The organism is Noviherbaspirillum aridicola (genome assembly GCF_019656455.1).
Lineage (GTDB): Bacteria > Pseudomonadota > Gammaproteobacteria > Burkholderiales > Burkholderiaceae_D > Noviherbaspirillum > Noviherbaspirillum aridicola.
In genome coordinates, this window is sequence record NZ_BPMK01000002.1 from 181,814 (window position 1) to 201,595 (window position 19,782).

The 19,782-nt window shown below is 66.7% G+C and carries 17 protein-coding genes; 6 read left to right on the forward strand and 11 right to left on the reverse strand.

The window, feature by feature from the left end; translation table 11 throughout:
- Positions 1–304 precede the first annotated feature (304 nt).
- Positions 305–1,927: a YsnF/AvaK domain-containing protein gene (locus tag NCCP691_RS21320; protein WP_238482284.1), complete on the forward strand. Its 1,623-nt coding sequence runs from the start codon at positions 305–307 to the stop codon at positions 1,925–1,927.
- A 140-nt stretch (positions 1,928–2,067) separates the two neighbouring features.
- On the opposite strand, the gene hpf is transcribed toward NCCP691_RS21320, so the two are convergent.
- From hpf to NCCP691_RS02745, 7 genes are all read right to left on the reverse strand, one after another.
- A complete protein-coding gene (gene hpf / locus NCCP691_RS02715) occupies positions 2,068–2,406 on the reverse strand; it encodes a ribosome hibernation-promoting factor, HPF/YfiA family (RefSeq protein ID WP_220806703.1) in 339 nt (112 codons plus the stop codon).
- Positions 2,407–2,597: 191 nt separating this feature from the next.
- Positions 2,598–3,011 carry a DUF411 domain-containing protein gene (locus tag NCCP691_RS02720; RefSeq protein ID WP_220806704.1) on the reverse strand — a complete coding sequence of 138 codons (414 nt, stop codon included), beginning with the start codon at positions 3,009–3,011 and terminating at the stop codon, positions 2,598–2,600.
- A 19-nt stretch (positions 3,012–3,030) separates the two neighbouring features.
- The gene (locus tag NCCP691_RS02725) at positions 3,031–3,519 is read right to left on the reverse strand and encodes a protein-disulfide reductase DsbD N-terminal domain-containing protein (protein WP_220806705.1); all 489 of its coding nucleotides are present in this window, start codon (positions 3,517–3,519) and stop codon (positions 3,031–3,033) included.
- 63 nt (positions 3,520–3,582) lie between these two features.
- Positions 3,583–4,422 carry a universal stress protein gene (locus tag NCCP691_RS02730; RefSeq protein ID WP_220806706.1) on the reverse strand — a complete coding sequence of 280 codons (840 nt, stop codon included), beginning with the start codon at positions 4,420–4,422 and terminating at the stop codon, positions 3,583–3,585.
- 21 nt (positions 4,423–4,443) lie between these two features.
- Entirely contained in the window at positions 4,444–5,688 is a 1,245-nt protein-coding gene (locus NCCP691_RS02735) for an efflux RND transporter periplasmic adaptor subunit (RefSeq protein WP_220806707.1), read from the reverse strand.
- A gap of 2 nt (positions 5,689–5,690) precedes the next feature.
- The gene (locus NCCP691_RS02740) at positions 5,691–8,072 is read right to left on the reverse strand and encodes an ABC transporter permease (RefSeq protein ID WP_220806708.1); all 2,382 of its coding nucleotides are present in this window, start codon (positions 8,070–8,072) and stop codon (positions 5,691–5,693) included.
- On the reverse strand, positions 8,066–8,803 hold the full coding sequence (locus tag NCCP691_RS02745; RefSeq protein WP_220806709.1) for an ABC transporter ATP-binding protein: 738 nt from the start codon (positions 8,801–8,803) through the stop codon (positions 8,066–8,068). The genes NCCP691_RS02740 and NCCP691_RS02745 overlap by 7 nt, the downstream gene beginning before the upstream one ends.
- 138 nt (positions 8,804–8,941) lie before the next feature.
- Here NCCP691_RS02745 and NCCP691_RS02750 point away from each other — a divergent pair, with 138 nt between their 5' ends.
- On the forward strand, positions 8,942–10,501 hold the full coding sequence (locus NCCP691_RS02750) for a methyl-accepting chemotaxis protein (RefSeq protein ID WP_220806710.1): 1,560 nt from the start codon (positions 8,942–8,944) through the stop codon (positions 10,499–10,501).
- 4 nt (positions 10,502–10,505) lie between these two features.
- Here NCCP691_RS02750 and zwf read toward each other — a convergent pair whose 3' ends face one another.
- Entirely contained in the window at positions 10,506–11,975 is a 1,470-nt protein-coding gene (zwf, locus tag NCCP691_RS02755; RefSeq protein ID WP_238482285.1) for a glucose-6-phosphate dehydrogenase, read from the reverse strand.
- Positions 11,976–12,306: 331 nt separating this feature from the next.
- Here zwf and NCCP691_RS02760 point away from each other — a divergent pair, with 331 nt between their 5' ends.
- Together NCCP691_RS02760 and NCCP691_RS02765 are read left to right on the forward strand one after the other, a co-directional pair.
- Complete coding sequence (locus NCCP691_RS02760) at positions 12,307–12,555, forward strand: hypothetical protein (protein WP_220806711.1); 249 nt, start codon at positions 12,307–12,309, stop codon at positions 12,553–12,555.
- 124 nt (positions 12,556–12,679) lie between these two features.
- Positions 12,680–12,958, forward strand: coding sequence for a hypothetical protein (locus tag NCCP691_RS02765; protein ID WP_220806712.1), 279 nt, complete (start codon positions 12,680–12,682; stop codon positions 12,956–12,958).
- On the opposite strand, the gene NCCP691_RS02770 is transcribed toward NCCP691_RS02765, so the two are convergent.
- The gene (locus NCCP691_RS02770) at positions 12,959–13,540 is read right to left on the reverse strand and encodes a DedA family protein (RefSeq protein WP_220806713.1); all 582 of its coding nucleotides are present in this window, start codon (positions 13,538–13,540) and stop codon (positions 12,959–12,961) included.
- Positions 13,541–13,756: 216 nt separating this feature from the next.
- On the opposite strand from NCCP691_RS02770, the gene ku reads away from it, so the two are divergent.
- Positions 13,757–14,647, forward strand: coding sequence for a non-homologous end joining protein Ku (ku, locus tag NCCP691_RS02775; RefSeq protein WP_220806714.1), 891 nt, complete (start codon positions 13,757–13,759; stop codon positions 14,645–14,647).
- 2 nt (positions 14,648–14,649) lie between these two features.
- Positions 14,650–15,462 carry a tetratricopeptide repeat protein gene (locus tag NCCP691_RS02780; protein ID WP_220806715.1) on the forward strand — a complete coding sequence of 271 codons (813 nt, stop codon included), beginning with the start codon at positions 14,650–14,652 and terminating at the stop codon, positions 15,460–15,462.
- A 9-nt stretch (positions 15,463–15,471) separates the two neighbouring features.
- On the opposite strand, the gene purT is transcribed toward NCCP691_RS02780, so the two are convergent.
- On the reverse strand, positions 15,472–16,692 hold the full coding sequence (purT, locus tag NCCP691_RS02785) for a formate-dependent phosphoribosylglycinamide formyltransferase (protein ID WP_220806716.1): 1,221 nt from the start codon (positions 16,690–16,692) through the stop codon (positions 15,472–15,474).
- A 67-nt stretch (positions 16,693–16,759) separates the two neighbouring features.
- Entirely contained in the window at positions 16,760–19,741 is a 2,982-nt protein-coding gene (locus NCCP691_RS02790; protein ID WP_220806717.1) for a putative bifunctional diguanylate cyclase/phosphodiesterase, read from the reverse strand.
- Positions 19,742–19,782 lie beyond the last annotated feature (41 nt).

Genomic DNA, 19,782 nt, shown 5'->3' on the forward strand with positions numbered 1-19,782 from the left:
ATCAGACTCTAAATCGGGCATTGCCGGCGGGCTTGTGGAAGCACAACAGACAGGCATTCAATCGCTTAGTCATTCGTCATCCGGGAAAGTGCAGGGCGCTTGCCGCTTTTTGTTCCACTCTTGATGCAGCGCATTGGGAGCCCCACCCGGCGACGGGGAACTTCACTTTGATGCTTCCTTCATAACCCAATCGATGCCGGCGGCGCGTCGCGAGCGAGACGCCCGTTGCCGGCCCCTGTCCAGCACGCCGGCACGCGTATGGCAGCAGCACAGCCATGGCCGGCATTTTGATACGGAGAAAATCATGGCGACTGCAGACAAGCGACCGGGCATGCTGACCGGACTTTTTCACGACCGGACGAGCGCCGAGCGCGCCTGGCAGGGGCTGTCGGACCGCGGCTACACCCGCGACGACGTCAGCCTGGTGATGAGCGACGAGACACGGCGACGCCATTTCGGGCATGAGAGCGGTGTCGGCACCGAGCTCGGCAACAAGGCGGCCGAGGGCGCGGGCATCGGCGGCGGCATCGGCGGCGCGCTCGGCGCGGCGCTGGCCGCGGTGGCGGCAACCGGCACCAGCATCGCGCTGCCCGGCCTCGGACTGGTGGTGGCGGGTCCGGTGGCGGCGGCACTGGCCGGCGCCGGCGCGGGCGCGGCCACGGGCGGACTGCTCGGCGGCCTGATCGGCGCGGGCATTCCCGAAGAGCGGGTCAAGCGCTATGAGTCGGGCATACAGCAGGGCGGCATCCTGATGGGCGTGCAGCCGCGCAGCGACGAGGATGCGGCGCATCTCGCCCGCCACTGGCAGAGCAGCAACGGGCGCGATATCTGGGGACCGGGCGTGGCCGAGCAGGCCGGTGCCCAGGGCAGCAATGCCGGCGACACGGTGGTCGGGGTCTACGATCATCACGACGACGCGATGGCCGCCCGCGCCGAACTGCTGCGCGAAGGCTACTCGGAGCACGAGGTGATGCTGGCGCACGGCAATGAAGCGCCCGCCGGCCAGGCGATCGACGGCGACCAGGTCAGCTACCGCGGGATACGCGACATGTTCAGCCCCGACACCCATCGCGAGCATCACGACATCTATGCCGAAGCACTGCGGCGCGGCAGCCATGTGCTGAGCGTCAATGTCGACGGCGAGCGCGAGCTGGAGCAGGCGATGGCGATCATGAACCGCCACAATGCGCTCGACATCGAGGAGCGGGTCACCCACTGGAAGAACGAAGGCTGGACCGGCTACGACGACACCGCGCCGCGCTACAGCAGCGCGCAGGTCGCGCAGGAACGCAACCGCTACGCGAGCCTGAAGACCGGCGGCGAGGGGCAGCGCATTCCGGTGGTGGAGGAACAGCTGGCCGTCGGCAAGCGCGAAGTGGAACGCGGCGGCGTGCGGGTGATCAAGCGCCTGCGCGAGATACCGGTGCATGAGTCGGTCGAGCTGCGCGCCGAGCATGTGCATGTCGAGCGCCGCGCCGTCGATCAGCCGGCCGGCGCCGACGCCTTCCGCGAGCAGACGATAGAACTGCGCGAGACCGCAGAGGAGCCGGTGGTGCAGAAGACCGCGCGCGTGGTCGAGGAAGTCGTGGTCGGCAAGGAAGTGCGCGAGCAGACCGCCAACATCCAGGACACGGTGCGCCGCACCGACGTCGAGGTGGAACGGCTCGATGCCGGCGACGACAGCGATTACCGGCGCCACTGGCAGACTGCCTATGGTTCGGGCGGCGGCCGCTACGAAGACTACGACGCCGCGTACCGCTACGGATCGAGCGCCGCCGGCTCGCGCAATTACCAGAGCGGAGACTGGTCCACGGTCGAGCCCGACCTGCGCAGCGACTGGGAAAAGAATCATCCCGGCAGCGCATGGGACAAGGTCAAGGATGCGGTGCGCTATGGCGCGGAGCGGGTGACCGGCCGCCGTCACTGATGCGGGGAGGCCGGGGCGGGCCTCCCCGCCCGTTCCGGCGGGAGCCGTGCGCCGCCCGCCATTCCCGATACCGCATCAGCCAAAGAAAAAGCGCGCCGGACGGCGTCCGGCGCGCTTTCTTCGTTTTGCCTCGGCGGCGATCAGAGACCGCTGCTTACGTGCTTGAGCGCTTCATTCTGATGGTCCTGCACCTTGCCCTTGTGCTTGAGCACCTGGCGGTCCAGCTTGTCGATCAAGCCGTCGATCGCGGTATAGACGTCCTCGGCGAAATGGTCCACGTGCAGCACCGTGCCTTTCAGGCGCAGGTTGACTTCGGCACGCTGGCGCTTGTCTTTCTCGGAAGGCTTTTCCACCCCGAGGATGACCGCGATGTCGATGATCTGGTCGAAATGGCGGACCACCCGGTCCAGCTTGTTTTCCACGTACGCGCGCAGGGCGGGAGTGATGTCGAGGTGATGTCCGGTTAACAGTAGATTCATCAGTCAGCTCCAGAGGGATATTCAAAAAGCGGGACGACTCTTGCAATGCCGTCATCGCCGTGGTGGTGAGACGACGCGGGAGATGACAGGTTCACTGCATCGCCGCGTCTTGCCTGACCGTCTTGCATGCAATCATGCTACTTGGCCGGCTTGCTCTTCGAACATGACCTGGATCAAATTACACCGGATATTCAGTCCTTCGAGAAAGGCTTGCCCTGGAAGTCGACCGTCACCAGCTTGCCGTCCATCTTGCCCATGCCTGGGGAGTTGGCCGGCATGCCCGGCACGGCCACGCCCTTGACCTCCGGCCTGGCGATGAGCCTGGCGACGGCGGCGGCGGGAACATGGCCTTCGATGACCTGGCCCGACTTGTCGACCACGCCGGTGTGGCAGGAGCCGAGGGTTTCGGGCACGCCGAGGCGCTTCTTGACCGCGCTCATGTCCGGGCTGTTGATGGCGTTGACCTGATAGCCCGCCTCGCGCAGGTGCGTGACCCAGCCTTCGCAACAGCCGCAGTTCGCATCCTTGTAGACGGTGATGGTGCCGCCGGCGGCAAAGGCGGAGCCCGCTGCGACGAGCAGGGCGGCGCCGAGTATGGATTTCATGGTGCTTTCCTCGAAGAGTTTAAGGGAGCGTCAGCTTGACGGCCTTTTCGGCAGGCGGATAGCAGACGCCGAGTTTTTCATGGCAGCCCTGGTAGGACGCAAGCACCGTCACCGTGCGCGGGCCTCCCTTGCGGGCCAGTGCGAGTTCGACGGTGACGGGCTGGTGGTAGACCTCGGTCTTGCCGAAGGTCGGATCCGACTTGATCTCGCCCTTGGGCAGCCGCGTCTCGCGAATGCTCACGCCGTCCGCATCCTGCAGGCGGAAACGCAGCTTGTCGCGGTAGAGGTAATAGCCGCTGGCGGGCGAGACCTGAGCGACCAGCCTGTCCGGCCCCTGGGCCGAAACGCTGATCCGGAACGCCTGTTCCGGGTCGAGCAGCTGGTCCTGCGCGGGCTTGCCGAGCAGGGCGCCGAGACGGTCCTGCAGCGATGGCGCTTGCGCATGCGCCGAGAGCGCCGCGCACAGGGAGGCCAGGCATGCCGACCTGACAAGAAGCTTGAATGACATGATGCGGGCTGGAGTGAAGACCTGGTCAAACATACCTGAAATCGGACCGCGGCGCATGGCGCGTCAATGCATCATGAACACGGGCAGCGTCATCGAGGCAAGCACGGTGCGGGTGACGCCGCCCAGCAGTATTTCGCCGAAACGCGAATGGCCGTAGCAGCCCATCACGAGCATGTCGCTGCCGAGGTCGGCAGCGAGCGAGAGCAGGGCATCGCCCACTTCGCCGTCGGCGCCGCGCTCGACCACCTCGACCTTGATGCCGTGACGGGCGAGATACAGCGCGATGTCGGCGCCCGGCTGTTCGCCATGCGCGCCAAGCTCGTTGGCCGCGTCGAGCACCGCGACCCGCACCACGCTTGCCCGGCGCAGCAGCGGAATGGCCGCATGCAGCGCGCGCGTGGCCTGGGCGGAAGCGTTCCATGCGACCAGTACACTGTCGCCGACCGCGCGCACGGCCCCGCTGTGCGGCACGATCAGTACCGGACAGCCGCAGTGCAGCGACACGTATTCCGCGAACTTCCCGCCGACGGTCGGCAGCGGTTCGCCCGGATCATCCTGGCCGAGCACGACCAGGTCGGCATAGCGCCCCTGGACGCTGATGCCTTCCAGCGGCTCGTCATCCACCAGGCGCGATTCGAAGGAGGCGATGCCGAGCTGCCCTGCCAGCGCCTCGAAGCGCGCGAGTGCCGCCTTCGCATGTCTGGCCGCGATGTCCATCAGCATGCCGGCGTTCGGGTTGGGCACGCCGGAGCCGGCGTCGGCATAGGCCACGCTGGAGATGCCTGTCACCGCGGCGCCGACGAGATGGGCGCCGCAATCCTCGGCCAGCATCGCTGCCACGCGCATCCGCCGTTCGAGATGCTTCGATCCATCCACATGCACGAGTATCGTCTTGTAGTCCATGCCGGTTCTCCTTGTCGTCGTTCAGCGTGTACCGGTTCCGGTCACGCGCATGCCGTCCCGCATCTGGTTGTTCGGATAGCGTATCACCCTCGTCCCGGGTGCGAGATCCGACAGGATCTGCGCTTCATCCTGGTTGCGCTGGCCGACGCGCACTTCGCGCTCCATCGCGCGGCCGTCCTCGACCACGAACAGCCGCCAGCTGTCCCCATCGCGGAACAGGCTGCTGCCCGGCACCTTGCGCACCTTGTCTTCGGCCCAGGTCACGATGCGCGCCTCGACCCGGTAGCCGTCGCCGAGCCGGCCGAGGCTGCCGACGGGATCGGCGATGACATTGACCCGCTGTTCCTCGACGCCGAGTGCGGAAATCTTGGTGAAGGCGACCGGTTCCACGTGCCGCACCGACGCGCGCAACACTTCCTCGCCGCCCCAGCCTTCGATCAGCACCGGCGCTCCCGGCGTGATCCTGACCGCGTCGGTCGAGAGGACATCGACCACGATCTCATAGCGGCCGGGGTCGCCGATGGTCAGCAGCGGCGTGCCGGCGGCGACGGTGCGCGCGCTCTTCTCGTGGATCTTCAGGACATGGCCATCCACCGGGGAGCTCAGGGTCAGTTGCGGACGGGCCCCGGTGGCCGTGGCGCGCGATGCCAGCAGGGCGGACTCGGCGGCGCGGATGTCGGCGCGCGCGGCCGCTTCGCGTGCGCGCGCCGCTTCGCGCTCGGCGCGCGCCGAGGCCTCGGCGGCGAGCGCCCGGTCCAGCGCCTGCACCGAGATGAAATTGTTGACGATCAGTTTTTCCACCCGCGCGCGTTCGGTCGCCGCCAGCTGCAGGTCAGCCTCCGCCTTGCGCGCCCGCAGCGACGCCTCCTGCGCCAGCGCCCGCGCCCCGTCGAGCCGGGCCTGGGCCTCCTGCTGCTGGCGCGGGTCGATCGGCAGCAGGCTGAGCGTGGCGAGTGTCTGCCCCTTGCTCACCGTGTCGCCTTCGTCGAGCGCGATGCGCTGGACTTCGGCGGCCACCGGCGCGGCCAGCACGTAGCGGTCGTGCGCGCGGACCTGGCCTTCGTGATCGATGCTCACCTGCATCGGCCCTTCGCTGACCGTGGCAAGCTCGACCGGCAAGGGCTCCGGCGCGAGCATGAACCACAGGATCAGGCCGATCGCGGCGGCCGCCGCCAGCAGTTTCAGAAGCTTGCGCAGGCGGGCCGGCTGGCGGCGGGGCGTTGCGCTTGAACGGGCGATATGCACGGGTTCGAGGCGGGAGTCCATGGTCACTCTCTCGTCTTGAGTACTTCGATCAGATCCAGCGATTGCAGCTTGCGCCAGACCAGGAGGCCGGAAACGACGGCGGCGGCCAGGACGACGGCCGCCGACGTCAGGAAGGTGCGGGTGCTGACCACCAGCGGAATGCGGAACAGTTCCTGGCTCAGCAGCGCGGCGATGAGCGCCGACAGGCCGTAGCCGAGCAGGCAGCCGAGCGGAATCGCCGCCAGCGTCAGCAATGCCTGTTCGCCGAGCAGCATGCGCCCGACCTCGGCGCGCGTGAAGCCGAGTATGCGCAGGCTGGCGAGTTCCAGCGCATGTTCCGACAGGCCGATGCGTGCGGAGTTGTAGACCACGCCGATGGCGATGACGCAGGCGAAGGTGACCAGCACCATGGTGTTGATCTTCATGTTCTCCGCCACGGTGGCGAGGAAGCTGTTGATGGTCGCTTCCCGCAGCGTCACGCTGGCGACGGCCGGCAATTCCTTGAGCCGCCGGTAGAGCGTCTCGCGCTGCGGCGCGTCGACCGCGAGGAAGGCGCCGGACGCCGCCGGCGGAACCGCCTGCAGGCGCGCGAGCGCATTGCGGTCCATGTAGGAGAACATGCCGATCGGTTCGTCGATGATCATGGCCACCGGCACCGGCTTCACCAGCCGCTCGCCGTCGAGGAACTCGACGCTGATGCGGTCGCCCGCGCGCGCGCCGAGGGTCTCCGCCAGCCGCTTGCCGAGCACGAGACCGTCCCGCGGCAGCGTCACCGGGCGTTCCTGCTCATCCAGTACCAGCCGCAATTCGCGCTTTTCGGGGAGGCCGAGTATCACCGTCTTCTTCGTGAAATGGCGATGGCGCAGGCGGACCGGCGCCTGGTGAAAGGTTTCGACACGGGTCACGCCGGGCAGCGCCGCGAGCGAGTAGCCGACCGAGGCATCGCGCTGCTGGTTGAAGCTGAGCTGCACATCGTCGCGCTGAGCGACATGAAACTGCAGGCGGATGATTTCGTCGAGCGCGTCGAAGGTGAACTGCCCGGTCACCAGCAGCGCCACCGCCAGCGACAGGCCGAGCACCGACATCATCGCCTTCAGCGGTCGCCTTTCGAGATTGCGCAGCACGATCCGCAGCGGCAGCGCCATGAAGCGTTGCAGCCCGAGCCGCTCCAGCGGCCCCTGCGTATAGCGCGCCGGCGACTCCGGCCGCATCGCCTCCGCGGGCTGCAGCGCGAGCACCTTGCGCACGGCCAGCAGCGCGCCGCCGCCCGCCGTCAGGAAGGCCACGGCCAGCGAGGTGGACAGGGTGAATCCCGACAGCGAAAACTCGAGCTGCGGAAAGTGGTAGAAATTGGCGTACAGCCCCGCCAGCCCCTTGCCCAGCCAGACGCCGAGCGCGATGCCGAGCGCCGCACCAATCAGTATGGTGATCAGCGCGAACTTCATGTAATGCGCGGCGACCTCGGCGCGGCTGTAGCCGAAGCTCTTGAGCAGGGCGATCTGCGCGCGCTGCAGCGCCGTCGTGCGCAGCAGCACGTTATGCGTGAGGAAGGCGACCACGCCGAGGAAAATCGCCGGCACCACCGTGCTGGTGACCTTGTTCTGCTCCAGTTCGTCTTCGAGGAAGCTGTGCGAGAGCTGCTCGTCGCGGCCGTAGGCGCCGAGCGAGCCCCAGGGCGCGAGCAGCTGGTCGAGCTTCTCGATCACCGCCTGCCCGCCCGCCTGCGGCGCCAGCGTCAGCACCAGGTCATTGAAGCTGTCGCGCATGTCGAGCGCCGCCGCCACCGCCTCGCGTTCCATCCACAGCACGCCGAAGCGGCGGTTGTCGGGAAAGCCGCCGCCCTTCATCTCGTTGATGTATTCGGGCGATATCGCGATGCCGACGATGCGCAGCGTCTCCTTGCGCCCGTTGATGACGGCGGCCAGGGTGCTTCCCGGCCGGAGTGCGTTGGCGGCGGCAAAGGCTTCGCTCACCAGGACTTCGTTGCCGCTGTCGCGCTGTGGCAGGCGTCCGCTGCGCAGATGGGGGCGATTCAGTCCGCGTCCCTGTTCGCGCGGCAGCGAGACGATGCGGCCGCTCGCCGGTTCCGTCAGCCCCGGGACGTCGAGCGATACGTCGAACACGACGCGGCCCTCCGCCTCGTTCACGCCGGGCAGCTCGCGGATCGCCGGCAGCAGCGACTCCGGCGCGCGCTTGAGGGTGGCGAAGACGTCGGCGAACCGGTATTGCTCGTAGTAGGCGTCGCGGGTGGAGAGCAGTGCCTCATAGCCGCTGCGCATGGTGACGAAACTGGCGATGCCGCACATGGCCACCGCGGCGATCGCGGCGGCCTGCCCGCGCATGCGCCAGAGGTCGCGCAGCAGCTTGCGGTCCAGCGGACGCAGCAGGGCAGACAGGCTCACCACGTGATTTCCTCCGGCGCCTTGCGCGCCGTGTTGGTTTGCACGCTGGTGATTTCGCCGCTGCTGATCGAGATGACGCGGTGCGCCATCTCCGCGATCGCGGCATTGTGGGTGATCACCGCCGTCGTGGTCCCGAGTTCTTCATTGATGCGCTTGAGCACCTGCAGCACCAGCTTGCCGGTCCGGAAATCGAGCGCGCCGGTGGGTTCGTCGCACAGCAGAAGATGCGGCCGCTTGGCGACCGCGCGCGCGATCGCCACCCGCTGCTGTTCGCCGCCGGACAGCTGGGCGGGGAAATGATGCAGGCGCTCGCCCAGCCCGACCAGGGTCAGCGCCTGCGCGGCGTCCATCGGGTCTTCGCTGATCTCGGTCACGAGCTGGACGTTCTCCAGCGCGCTCAGGCTGGGGATGAGGTTGTAGAACTGGAAAACGAAACCGACATGCTCGCGGCGGAAACGGGTCAGCGCCGCGTCGGTCGCGCGCGTCAGGTCGTGGTCGAGGTAATGCACGCTGCCGCTGCTCGGCGTGTCGAGCCCGCCGAGGATGTTGAGCAGGGTCGACTTGCCGCTGCCCGAGGCGCCGAGCAGGACCACGAACTCCCCCTCGTAAAGCGTGAGGTTCACGTTGCGCAGCGCCTGCACCGTCACCTCGCCCATCACATAGGTCTTGCCGACGCCCTCTAGCGTGAAAACCGGGCGGGGATTTTGGCTGGACGTAAGTCTCGGGTCAGTCATGACCGTCAAGCTATCCGCCTCGACCTCAAATTTGTTTGATTCACATCAATTTGTACAGGGCAGGCTTAAAAGCTACACTTGCGCTACTTATTGCACTTTCTTTGTGGCAATATAAAAACAAGAACTTCAGGAGGCGACATGAAAGCTATCAGCAGACCCCGGCTGCGCATGCTCGGCGCGATCGCGGCTTCGGTGGCCGCTGGGGCGGGCATCACCGAGGGCGCGGCGTGGGCGCTGGGGGCCGGCGCACAGCCCGCGCTGGCGGGTGCCTCGTCGGCGCTGGTCGCCATGGGCCTGTTCGCTCTGCTGAACGGACGCCGCGGCGATGCGCTCGCGCCGATGGAGCGCATGGGCGGGGAGGTCGACCACATCATGATCGGCGCCGCGGAAACCTCCCACTTCATCGACATCATCAAGAAAAACGTCGACCAGGACCTGCAGGCCACCGTCGAGATCGCCGGCCAGGCCGAGGACGCCGCGCAGAGCACGGCGGGCATGGCCGACAACGCCGGTCGCGCGGCCGAGGTCGCGGCCCGGGTACGCAGCGAAAGCGTGGCGGGCCGGGCCGAAGTCGATCGGGGCCTGCAGGAGATCAGCGGCGCGCGGGAGGATGCGCAGGCAGCGTCGGGCGTGATGAGCGAGCTGCAGGAAAAGGCGCGCCGCATTCACATGGTGACCGAGGTGATCAATGAAATCGCCATGCGCACCAACCTGCTCGCGCTCAATGCCTCGATCGAGGCGGCGCGCGCGGGCGAGCACGGCCGCGGTTTCGCCGTCGTCGCCGGCGAGGTCCGGCAGCTGGCGCAGCGGACCAAGTCGGCGACCGACGATATCGGTCACATCGTGCGCGAAATCAATGAAAAGGCGGAGCACGCGGCGGTCGGCATGTCGCGGCTGGCGGAACGGGTCAGCCAGGCGGCGCGCAACGTGGAAAGCGTGCACGGCATGCTGGAAAACATCGACCGCTCGGCCAGCCAGTCGGAAAGCGAGATCCAGCGCATCGCCGAAGCCTCGCGCGACCATGTCGACATGACGCGTTCGATCGCTGACGCGATCGCACGCATCCGCGACCGCATCGTCGCCACCGAGGATGAACTGCCGCGCGTGACGCGCTCGGCGATGATCGTATGCGAGCGCGGCGAAACCCTGGTGGATGCGCTGGCGGCATGCGAAGTCGCGACCGCACACGATGCGATCCGGGAGACGGCCCAGGCAGCCGCCGCGGCCGTCGGCAAGCTGTTCGAGCAGGCGATCGCCCAGGGCCAGATCACCGAGGCGGCGCTGTTCGACCGCAGCTACAAGCCGATCCCGAACACCAATCCGCAGAAGCACTCGTCCGCCTTCGATGCCTTCACCGACCGCGTGCTGCCGCCGCTGCAGGAACGCATACTGGAAGAGATGCCGCACCTGGCCTATGCCGGCGCCGTCGACAACAACGGTTATTTCCCGACCCACAACCGCAAGTATTCACAGCCGCTGACGGGCAACTACGAGACCGATCTGGTCAACAACCGCACCAAGCGCATCTTCACCGACCGCACCGGCAAGCGCTGCGGGTCCAACACCAAGCCCTTCCTGCTGCAGACCTACAAGCGCGACACCGGGGAAGTGATGCACGACCTGTCGGCGCCGATCTACGTCCACGGCCGCCACTGGGGCGGCTTCCGCATCGGCTACCGGTCGGCGGAACAAAACTGAGCGGCTATTCGACCCAGGACAGGCCCTGCCGCGCCAGCAGCGCGGCGGAGGCGTCCGGGCCCCAGCTGCCGGCCATGTAGTCCAGCGGCCGTTCGCCCAGCTCCTTCCAGCCTTCCAGGATGGGGTCGGCCCAGGACCAGGCCGCTTCCAGTTCGTCCCGTCGCATGAAATGGGTGAGGCGTCCGCGCACGACGTCGATCAGCAGGCGCTCATAGGCCTCGGCGCGGCGCTGGGAAAACGCCGACTGCAGGTCGAGATTCAGATTCACCGGCAGCATGTGCATGCCGCTGCCCGGCTGCTTTGCCATCACCTGCAGCTGTATCGATTCCTCCGGCTGCAGCCGGATGACGAGCCGGTTCGCGCGGGTGCGCGGCGCGTCGGGGAAGATCGAGAACGGCGGATTGGCGAAGTCGATGACGATCTGCGACAGGCGCTTGTTCAGGCGCTTGCCGGTGCGCAGGAAAAAGGGCACGTTGGCCCAGCGCCAGGTATCGACATAGGTGCGCAGCGCGACGAAGGTCTCGGTATGGCTGTCGACCGGCACGTCGGCTTCGTCGCGATAGCCCTTGACCGCCTCGCCGCCCACCGCGCCGCCGCGGTACTGTCCGCGCACCGTGTCGCGCGCGATATCGCCCAGCTTCATGCGCCGCAGCGAGCGCAGCACCTTGAGCTTTTCATCGCGCACCGCGTCCGGGTCGAGCGAGACCGGCGGTTCCATCGCGATGATGCACAGCAGTTGCAGCAGGTGGTTCTGTACCATGTCGCGCAAGGCGCCGGTGCTGTCGTAGAAGCCCGCCCGGCTGCCGACGCCGACCGTCTCGGCGACGGTGATCTGCACGCTCTCGATGTTCGGCGCGCGCCACAGGGGTTCGAGGATGCCGTTGCCGAAGCGCAGCACCATCAGGTTCTGCACCGTCTCCTTGCCGAGGTAGTGGTCGATGCGGTAGATCTGCGATTCCTGGAAATGCCGGCCGACGGCAAGATTGATCTCGCGCGCCGACTCCAGGTCGTGGCCGAGCGGCTTTTCCAGCACGACGCGGCTGTCCTGGTCGACCAGTCCGCAGGCGGTGAGGTTGTCGCAGATGCTCGTAAACAGCGTCGGCGCGGTCGCCAGGTAGAACGCGCGCTGCGCGCCGCGCCGGGAAGCCTGTGCCAGACGGGCATAACCGGCCGGATCGGTCGCGTCCAGCGCCACATAGTCCAGCATCTGCAGGAATTCCTGCCAGGCCTGCGGTTCCAGGTTCTGCGGGTCGATGAAACCGCGCGACTGCTGCTGGACGAAATCGACGTAGCCCTCGCGGTCGTATTCATGGCGGCCGACGGCAATGATCCGGGTGGCGTCGGGAAGATTGCCGTGCAGGTGAGCCATGTAGAGCGCCGGCAGCAGCTTGCGCACCGAAAGATCGCCGGCGCCGCCGAAGATGATCATGTCCAGGGGAGGCGAGTGTTCCGGCTGTCGGGATGTATTCGGCATAGAAGTGTGCGGTGAGTAGGAATTGTTGCCCGGGGCGGGCCGTTCATTCTACAAGAGCCGCGCCGTCCGGCAGACAGGCGCCCGGCCGGACCTTCGCATCCCTTCTGTTGATGATTCGCAACTTGCCCGGCTTGCGGCCCGCTTAAGGTAAGGGGGCTTTTGCGTATTTCCCTAGGAAGCACTTTTTCGCCCGACGTTCCGCCTGCCTGCTGGCTGGCGCCGCCGGGCGTTTTCTTTTGCCCGTCCCGGCACCAAAAGCTTGCAATAAATCAATCCTTCTATTTTTCTGTCTGGCAACATGGCCCGACAGCACGACGGATCGAGGTGAGCCATGCCGAACAACCCGAATCAATCCCACGGGATCGAGCGCTGCCCAAGCATGCTTTGTGGCCGGCCCTTCCAGGTCAATCGTTTCCAGGCTAGCCTTTCGGCGCGGACGACGCCCGGCCAGATCACCTGTCCGCATTGCGGGCTGCTGATCAGCGGTCCGTCCGACTCCATCTTTCTTGCCCACGCGCTGTTGCCGAGTGAAGAAGTCGCCTTCCTGGCAAAGGAGACAACCGGCACGGCCCAGACCTGAGCGGGCGAATTAGCCGGTTTTCAACTGCGGTGATTTTGCCGCCGAGAATTTCATTCCGCACGGAACCTTTTCCGCGCTGAAATCTCAGAGTGTTGCGTTGAGTTACAAATAGACGCAAATCACGATGGGAAGCTCAGCTTTGAAATTGATTGCAACAACAGGTAAAGGCTTGCGGGTGATTGCAGCATTGCCGCTTGCTGCGATGGTTTTGTCGGGCTGCGGCGGTGGATCGGCTTATGAACAGGATGCCGGTCTCGCTGCGGGACCGGGCAAGGCATCCATGGCGGCCAAGACAGGATTGCGCGCGCCGAACCAGGGGGATTTCAATCCCGACATCTGGAACGAGCACAAATGGTACGAATGCGACTGCAGTCGCGACCCTTCCAAGCCTCTCGGGAGCTGATCAGTCGCGCCGCGCGCGCTGCGGCGCCAGCCGCCTGCGCCGCGACACGATGATCAGCAGCGAACTGCCGAGCAGCAGCGCCGCCAGCAGCGTGAGCTGCGCCGCATCGCGCTCCAGCGCCGCGAGCATTTCATCCAGCAGGCGTCCGAGGCCGAGGCCGGCAGCGGTCACCGTGGACGCCCAGATCAGCGCGCCGATGAAATCGAGCGCAAGAAAGCGCGCGGGCGACATGCGGCTCATGCCGAGCGCGATCAGTCCCGCTACCCGCAATCCGTAGAGGAATCGCAGGGACAGCACCAGCAGCACCTGGTGCTTTTCCAGCAGCGCGTCGACCCGGTCCTTGCGCGCGACGAGCGACGGGCAGCGTGCGAGCATCGCGGGACCGTAGCGGCGCCCACCGAAGAAATAGGGCTGGTCGCCGAGAAAGCTGAAGAGCGCCGCCAACAGGAACACCACGGGCAGGACGAGGTGGCCGTGGTAGGCCGCGACCGTACCGGCGAGCAGCACTGCCTCCCCTTCGAAGAAGCTGCCGACCGCGATCGCGAGATAGCCGTACTGGTGGATCAGGAGAGAAATATCCATGCCTTGTCCTGGATGACACTGCTTCCATAGAACGTATCGTTCCTCAAAAGTTGCGATTTTTCCTTGACGAAAATCGCTTGTCCCCCAGTCGGGTACCCTCCGGTTCCCTGCACGGGTTGACTGTTCGCAAAGCAGCGGCTTGTGCTTCAGGCAATCTCGGCTTGTCGTTCGGACATATCCTGACGGCATAAAAAAAGAAAAGAAGGGGGGCATCACATGGCTTCTGCGCGCTCGCTGGCCGACCTGACGCTGTCGTTCGGCCTGGTTTCCATTCCCGTCAAGGTCTTCTCCGCGACCGAGTCCGGGAACGGCATCCGCTTCAATCTCATTCATCGCGGCTGCGGCTCCCGCCTGCGCCAGCAATATGTCTGCATCCGCGAGAACGTGCTGGTCGAACGCGCGGAGATGGTCAAGGGCTATCAGTTCGCGCCGGAGCAGTATGTGACCTTCGACCCGGATGAGCTCAAGACGCTGGAGGAGCAGGGCAGCCACCTGGTCGACATCGTCGGTTTCGTTCCGGCCGGCTCGGTCGATCCCATCTATTTCGAAAAGGCTTATTACCTGGCGCCGGACAAGCGCGGCGACCGGCCCTACAACCTGCTGCTGGAAGGCATGAGGCAGACCGGTCGCTGCGCCGTCGCGCGCTGGGCGTGGCATGGCAAGTCGCATGCGGTGCAGCTGCGGCCGGCGCGGGACGGCGGCATCGTGATGCAGGTGCTGCTTTACGGCGATGAGGTGCGCTCGACCGCGATGCTCAACCTGCCCCGGACCGAGGTCAAGAAATCGGAACTGGACCTGGCGGTGATGCTCATAGAGCAGATCGCGCAGGATGCCTATGACCCTGCCGCCTTCGAGGACGAGGTGAAGAAGCGCATCGAAGCCGCGATCGAGCAAAAGATCGCGGGCCAGGAAATTACCCTCAGCGCCGAGCCGGAGCGTGCATCGGGCAATGTGATCGACCTGATGGAGGCGCTGCGCGCCAGCCTGGCGGCGGCGCCCGGTGCCGGTCGCGAAGCGCCGGCGAAGGCGCGCAAGAGCGCCAGGAAAGCGGCGCCCGCCCCGGCGCCCGCGCCCGCCCCCGCAAGAAAATCCCGGAGCAAGAAATAAGCATGCGCAGCTTTACCATCGCCGACGTCGAAAGCAAGTACGGCATACGCCGACGCGTGGTATCGGAACTGGTGCGCGAGGGTTTCGTGCGACCCGAGCGCGGCCGCCGTCACGAGTATCGTTTTTCCTTCCAGGACGTGGTCATGCTGCGCATGGCGCAGGACCTGTTCTCGCTCGGCATCCCGCCGCGCAAGACCTCGCGCTTTTTGCGCCAGCTGCAGCGCGAGCTGCCCGACGCCTCGGTGGTCGGCACCCGGGTGTCGGCCGCCGGCCGCGAGCTGGTGGTGAGGGAAGACGGCCGGCTGCGCAACGCCGAGGGGCAGCTGGTGATCGACTTCGCCACGGGCGGTGAAGCCCGGCTCGCCGAGCTGCCGCAGCGCGAGCCGCACCCGGCCACCGCCGGCACCCGTTCCGCCGACGAGTGGTACAACGCCGGCCTGCTGCTCGACGGCAGCGATCCGCTGGAAGCGATCGAATGCTACCGGCGCGCGATCGAGATGGACCGGCTGCATGCGGATGCCTGGGTCAATCTCGGCTGCCTGCTGATCGACGGCGCGCAGTACATCGAAGCCTACGCGGTGCTGCAGGAGGCGGTGGTGAACTGCCCGCGCAACGCGCTGCTGCAGTTCAACCTTGGCATCGCCTGCGAGGACATCGGCCGCCGCGAGGAGGCGCTGCAGGCGTATTCCGAAGCGCTGCGCATCGATCCGGGCATGGCGGACGCGCACTACAACCTGGCGCGCCTCTACGAGACGGCCGGCCAGTCCGCGCGCGCCATCCGGCACTACAACGCCTACCGGCGCCTGCAGCGCTGACGCGCCGCCCTAGGCGGTCGTCACCGGGCGAACGCGCGAGGCCGCTTCCCGCGCCCGCGACCGGGCCGTTTCCACATCCTCCGCGGTGGCGAGGGCGACACCCATGCGGCGGCGCGCGAAGGATTCCGGCTTGCCGAACAGGCGGATATCGGCGCCGGGCACCGCCAGCGCATCGGCCACGCCCTCGAACGCGATCGCACGCGCTTCATGGCGCCCGTAGATGACGGCCGAGGCCGCCGGCGACTGCAGCGATGCATCCACCGGCAGTCCGAGGATGGCCTTCGCATGCAGCTCGAACTCGCTCTGGCGCTGGCTCGCCATGGTGACCATGCCGGTGTCGTGCGGGCGCGGGCTGACTTCCGAGAACCAGACCATGTCGCCCCTGACGAACAGCTCGACGCCGAAGATGCCGCGGCCGCCGAGCTCGTCGGTGACCTGCCTGGCGATCGCGCGCGATCTCTCCAGCGCGGCGGCCGACATCGGATGCGGCTGCCAGGACTCGACATAGTCTCCGCTGACCTGCAGGTGGCCGATGGGTTCGCAGAAATGGGTGACGGGCTGGCCCTGCGCGTCGAGCGCGCGCACGGTGAGCTGGGTGATTTCATAATCGAAGTCGATGAAGCCTTCCACGATCACCCGACCGGCGTCGACGCGACCGCCGCTGGCCGCATGAAGCCAGGCCTGCTCGATCTCGTCCGGTCCGTCGATCTTCGACTGGCCCTTGCCCGAGGAGGACATCACCGGTTTGATCACGCAGGGGAAACCCACCTCGGCGCAGGCCTGGCGAAGCTGTTCGAGGCTGTCGGCGAAACGGTAGGGCGAGGTGGGCAGGCCGAGTTCTTCCGCCGCCAGCCGGCGGATGCCTTCGCGGTTCATCGTCAGCCAGGCCGCGCGGGCGGTGGGAATGACGGTGACCGCGCCGCGTTCTTCCAGCGCCATCAGCGCGGGGGTGGCGATCGCCTCGATTTCGGGCACGACGAGGTGAGGCGCTTCGGCCTCGATCAGCGCGGTCAGCGCCTGCGGATCGGTCATGTCGATCACATGGCAGCGATGCGCCACCTGGTGTCCGGGCGCGTCGGGATAGCGGTCCACCGCGATGACCTCGACGCCGAGGCGCTGCAGCGCGATGATGACTTCCTTGCCGAGTTCGCCGCTGCCCAGCAGCATGACCTTGACGGCGGAGGGAGAAAGCGGGGTGCCTAGCCGGGCCAGGCGGGCGGGAGTCTTCATGTGCGCGCTTCGAGAATGTGGACGAGGCGCTACGATAGCAAAAACGCGGCGGGCACGCGCCGGCCGCTCAGTGCAGGTCCTTGTTGCCGCCGCCCATGGCGATCAGGTCGATCTGCGCGGCGGCATAGACCGGGTCGCCCAGAGTGCGCACGAAGCGCGCCAGGTGCTCGTCCTGGATGAAGGCGGCGGCCGAGGGCGAGGTCAGGATCTTTTCCGGTTGCTGCGGCCGGGCGATCGCGAAGCCCTGCACATGGTCGACGCCGATCTCGGCCAGCGTCTCCACCGTCGCCGCATCCTCGGCCCACTCGGCGATGGTCTGCATGCCGAGGCTGCGGGCGAGGCTGACGATGGCTTCGACGATGGCGACGTTGGCCGGGTGGGAATTCATGTTGACCACGAAGCTGCCGTCGATCTTGAGCACGTCGGCCGGCAATTCCTTCAGATAGGCGAACGAGGTATAGCCGGCGCCGAAGTCGTCCAGCGCCACACGCACGCCGTAGCTGCGCACCTTGTCGATGAAGCGGCGCGTGTTGCCGCGGTCGTGCAGGGCCACGCTTTCGGTGATTTCGACGCAGAGACGGCCGGCCGCGCGCGGGTTGGCTTCCAGCAGGCGGATGGTGTCCTGCACGAAGCGTTCGTCGTTGAGCGACGCGCCGCTCAGGTTCATGCAGACGAACTCGGTGCGCCGCAGGCGGGCGAAGTTGGCGTCTATCCATTCCAGCGTGGTGGTCAGCACCCAGCGGTCGATGACGCTGGTGCGTCCGCTGTTCTCGGCGGCGCCGACCACGCGGCCGGCCGGGATGATGCTGCCGTCCTCGTCGCGCATGCGCAGCAGGACTTCGAAATTGAGCGAGCCGAGCGGCGCCTTGAGCGACATGATCGGCTGCATGTCGAGATACAGGCCCTGCGGGCCGGCGGGCGCGGACAGCCGCTCGACGATGTGGAATTCCGCCTCGTGGTCGTGGAAAACCGATGCCGACTTGTCGTACACCACCAGTCCCTGCACATTGCCCTTCTTCGCGGCGCGGCAGGCCCGGTCGGCGGTGGCGATCATGTCCTTGACCGACATGTCGCCGCCGATTTCGATCAGGCCGATGGAAGCCCTGACCTGGAAGGCCTTGTCGCCCAGCTTGTAGGGCACGTTGCCGATGCTGGCGATGATGCCGCGGCAGGTCCAGGCGGCGAGTTCGATCGGCGTGTCGGGAAAAACGATCAGGAATTCGTCGCCGCCGACGCGGCCGATCTGCTGCGAGCCGGTCAGCATGTTGGTGACGCGACCGCAGATCTGCTTGAGCACCTCGTCGCCGGCGGCGTGGCCGTACAGGCCGTTGATCAGCTTGAAGCGGTCGAGGTCGAGATAGGCCAGGGCGACCGGCTTGCCGTCGGCGAGCTGTCTGAGCGCCGCATCCAGCATGGCTTCGACGCCGCGCCGGTTGTAGACCTTGGTCAGCGGATCGTTGTTGGCGAGGAATTGCAGCTCCTGCAAGGCCTTGTACTTGTCGGTGATGTCCTGCAGCGAGCCCTCGATCTTGTTGCGCGCGAGCGTGGCGCGCACCAGGAAACGCTTGTGCTGGCCGTCCGGTCCCGGGGTGAGGCTTTCGACCTCGATCTCGGCTTCGCTGTCTTGGTGCACCGCATTGAGCAGGCGGCTGAAGCTGTCGCCGTCGAGGTACTGGCCCCAGGCGTTGCGGCCCGGCTCCAGCACATCCGGGCCGAGCTTTTCGTGCAGGGCGGGGTTGGCGCTCATGAACTGCCCGCTCATGTCCAGGGTGAAGAGGCCGATCGGCATCGCCTCGTAGGTGTGTTCCAGCTCGGCCTGCGCCTGGACACGGTGTTCATGTTCCTGGCGCATCTGCTCGGCCATCGCGAGCGAGGCCAGCAGGGCGGCGCCGAGGGCGGCCGTCACATGGTTGAAGGCGCCGGTGAGTTCGCGCAGGCCGAAGGCGGCGGAGAGCACCTCCGACAGGCTCGCCAGCACGGTGATGGTGAGGGAGGCGCTGTACAGCACGGCGACGACGGAGCGCGCGTGCACCAGCAGGCGCAGCAGCATGCCGACGACGATGACCACGTTGACGCCGGTGGCCACCCACAGGAAGGGCAGGAAGGTCTTGTACGAGAGCGTGGCCGACAGCAGCAGCAAGGGGAAGCAGGTCCATTGCAGCGCCCGCAGCACGGTGCCCATGCCCGCCCTGATAAGGTCGTCCCTGAACATCGCGGCGAACAGCGTGATGGTCAGCACGCAGTAGGTGGCGACGGTGAGCAGGCGGCTGCGCAGCAGCCACTCGTGGGGCACGGTCTGACCCAGCCATTGCATGTCCCATCCCGCCGACAGCGCGCCCACGCGCAGGCTGACCAGCAGCCAGGCGGCGAACAGCAGGTAGCGGCTCTGGCGCACGATCAGCGCCGTCACCAGCATGAACAGCGCGAGGATGATCATGCCGCCGTCGAGCAGGCCGGACTTGCGATGGAAATTGTCGGTGGATGCCTGCAGCGCGGCCGGTTCCCAGCTGTTGACGGTCAGCCGTGCCGGGCCGACGAAGTTTGCCTGGCACAGGTACCAGGCATCCAGGCTGGTGGGCCCGACCTTGAGGGCGAAACCCGCCTTGACGAGGCTCATCTCGCCATAGGCGCCGTCGCGGTCGGCGCCGCCGGCGGGGAGCAGGTTCTCGTCCCAGCAGCGCACGGCAAGGGCGTGGCGTGACGGGAATTCGACAACCGACGAGCTGCCGTGGGGTGCCGCCGGCACCGCGAAGCCGAACCAGAAAGGCGCTTCGGAGCGATTGGTGTCGAGGTGTTGAACGCTGTGCTCGCCGAGTGCCGCCATCGCCTCGGCCGCGGTCAGGCGCGCCGCCTCGTCATGCACATAGCGGAAGGTCAGCTGCTCGGGCCGGCCGCTTTCATACTGGCCGTGCCAGACCGTCAGCGCGATGATGGAGAGGATGCCGATCAGCGCCGGCAGGCCATAGGTGGAAAAGAGATAGAGCCATGCATCCAGCCTATCCTGCACGCGCCCGGCCCAGCCGCGGGAGGATGTTGTGGAATTGTGCATGCTCTTTACTCCGGAAGATATTACCGTTTGGAATTCCGTAC